Origin of the sequence: Mycolicibacter icosiumassiliensis (assembly GCF_900078685.2) — a bacterium.
Taxonomy (GTDB): Bacteria; Actinomycetota; Actinomycetes; order Mycobacteriales; family Mycobacteriaceae; genus Mycobacterium; species Mycobacterium icosiumassiliensis.
Genome location: NZ_LT546204.1, coordinates 1 through 2839 on the forward strand (window position 1 = coordinate 1; position 2839 = coordinate 2839).

The 2839-nt window shown below is 67.5% G+C and carries 3 protein-coding genes; 1 reads left to right on the top strand and 2 read right to left on the bottom strand.

Going from position 1 to position 2839, the window contains the following annotated elements:
• A partial coding sequence (locus tag BN4346_RS47120) for a cellulase family glycosylhydrolase (protein ID WP_067977125.1) occupies positions 1-1634 on the top strand: 1634 nt, incomplete at its 5' end.
• Between the two features lie 5 nt (positions 1635-1639).
• Here BN4346_RS47120 and BN4346_RS47125 read toward each other — a convergent pair.
• Entirely contained in the window at positions 1640-2080 is a 441-nt protein-coding gene (locus BN4346_RS47125) for a hypothetical protein (RefSeq protein ID WP_067977126.1), read from the bottom strand.
• Positions 2077-2839 (bottom strand): porphobilinogen synthase (gene hemB / locus BN4346_RS47130; RefSeq protein ID WP_067977127.1); only part of this gene is annotated, 763 nt, incomplete at its 5' end. The genes BN4346_RS47125 and hemB, both read right to left, overlap by 4 nt.

The window sequence follows — 2839 nt, forward strand, 5'->3', positions numbered from 1 at the left end:
GTGACGCGGCTGGCTGGCTCTTCGGTCTCGGCGGCAACGGCGGACACGGCGGCGACGGCGCCGGCGGCGGCGCTGGTGTCTCCGGCGGCCATGGCGGTGATGGCGGCAGTGCCACCGGGCTGTTCGGCAGTGGCGACGGCGGCGGCGATGCCGGAAACGGCGTCTACGGCGGCCCGCGCGATCTGCCCGCCCTCGGCGGGGCCGGCGGTGGCAGCGGCTTGTTCGGCCTGCACGGCGACCACGGCCGCTTCGGAACGCTCGACGGCGCCCCGGCGGGTGGCGTCTCCGACATCAGTACCGCGGGTAGCTGGCTGGTAGACGGTGACGGCCGGGTCGTCGTCCTGCACGGATTCGGCGAGGTGATGAAAGACCCGCCGTTCTACCCTGCCTCCGAAGGGTTCAGCGACGCCGATGCGGCCCTGCTGGCCGCCAACGGCTTCAACGTGGTGCGGCTCGGCATCATCTGGGCTGGGGTCGAGCCCGAGCCGGGTGTTTACGACTACCAGTATCTGGACATGATCAACCAGACCGCGCAGATACTGTCCAACCACGGAATCCGCGTCGTCCTCGACATGCACCAGGACAACTACGGCACCACCTTCTGGGGCGATGGCGCGCCGGCGTGGGCAGCGCAGACCGGCGACCTGCCCAACCCGCACACCCCGTTCCCGTTCCGCTACGTCATGAGCCCCGCGGAGAACTACGCCTGGGATGCGTTCTGGACCAACGCCGATGGACCCGACGGGGTCGGGCTGCAGGACCACTACGCGCTGATGTGGCAGGTCGTGGCGAACTACTTCAAAGACGACTCCAACGTGATCGGTTATGAGCTGATGAATGAGCCGTGGCCGGGCTCGACGTGGCTGTCGACGATCTTCGGCGGCTCGTTCTTCGAGGGCCAACAGCTGACCCCCTTCTATAACCTGCTGGCTTCGGCGGTCCGCTCCGTCGACCCGGCCACGCCGCTGTACATCGAGCCGAGCGTCCTGTCGGGCAACCTGCCCATCCCGACCCACCTGGGCGAGGTGGACGATCCACACGTCGTCTTCGCATTCCACGACTACTGCACCACAACGGCTTTCATGGACAGCAGCTTTGGCTGCTCGCTGTGGGAGACGATCGTTCAAGGCAACGCCGATGCGTACGCGTCGAAGTACGACATCCCTTCAGCGATCACCGAGTTCGGCGGAACCACCAACGCGGGCACGATAGCCGACACCCTCAACGCGGCCAACAGCTACGGCTACAACTGGATGTTCTGGGACTACACCATGCTCCGGTACTGGAACCTGAACCAGCCGATGACCGAAGAGAACATCAACATGGACCTGCTGACGCAACTGTCCGAGCCCTACCCGCTGGCGGTGGGCGGCACCCCGGAAACGTGGTCCTTCCACGACGGCACCTTCCAGCTGAGCTACTCCACCGAGATGGCCAGCGGGACCGGAAACTTCGCGGCCGGCACCCAGACCGAGATCTCGGTACCGAACATCGTCTATCCGGACGGCTATCAGGTCAGTGTCACCGGCGGTCACGTCGTCTCGGCCCCTGGCGCGCCGGTGCTGATCATCGCCTCGGACAGCGGCGCTACCAGCGTCACCGTCACTGTGACGGCCGTGGGCGGCAACGGGTAAACCGGCTACCGAATGAAGTAGGCCTGCGCCTCGGATCGGTGCAGCAGGACAGTCCCCGCGGCGATCAGCACCGATCCGATGATGCCGGTGACCGCCACGACCATCGCGACCGCCGGCCGGGCATCGGCGTGCCACAGCGCGCTGACCGCATTGACCACCGCAGCGATCCCTCCTCCGGTCAGCACGGTGCGCGCCCAGCGATACCCGGAGCGCATCAACATCAGAAACGTCGCCACCACCACGACCACCACGACCGCCGTCAGCGCGGCGATCGGGTAGGTGATCGCCGTCGCGGGGATCTCCGGGGCAGTCAGCAGATTCACCACGTATCCACACGTCATCAACGGCAGAGCGGCCAGCCACAGCCAGAACGCAGTGTCGACATCCGCGGGACGATCCGGTGGAGTCTGGACCGGGGGCCGCGGCCCGTCGGGTGGAGCCGTCACGCCAGCCAACCGGCCGCTTCGGCCGCCCAGTAGCTCAGCACGATGTCGGCGCCGGCACGCCGGATACCGATCAGGGACTCCAGTGCCGCGGACCGGCCGTCGATCCAGCCGTTGGCAGCGGCCGCCGCGATCATCGCGTACTCGCCGGAGACCTGGTAGGCCGCGACCGGAACCGAGGACACCGCGGCGGTGGCCGCGATCACGTCCAGGTAGCCCATGGCGGGTTTGACCATCACGATGTCGGCGCCCTCGGCGAGGTCGAGGGCTACCTCGCGCAGCGCCTCCCGGGCGTTGCCGGGTTCCTGCTGATAGGTACGACGGTCCCCGGCCAGCGTCGAGGCGACCGCGTCACGGAACGGACCGTAGAACGCCGATGCGAACTTTGCCGCATACGCCAGGATCACCACGTCGCTGTGCCCGGCGGCATCCAGGCCGTCGCGGATCGCGGCCACCTGGCCATCCATCATGCCGCTCGGACTCACCACATGAGCGCCCGAATCTGCTTGGGCGACCGCCAGTTCCACGTAGCGTGGCAGCGTAGCGTCATTATCAACACGGCCGACCCGGTCCAAAACCCCGCAGTGGCCGTGATCGGTGAACTCGTCCAGACAGGTGTCGGCCATCAGCACGGTGGCATCGCCGAGATCGGCGGCCAGATCACGCAGGGCGGTGTTGAGCACGCCGTCGGGAGCCGCGCCGGCCGACCCGGTGCTGTCTTTGTCCGCCTGTGCCGGAACCCCGAACAACATCAGCCCACCC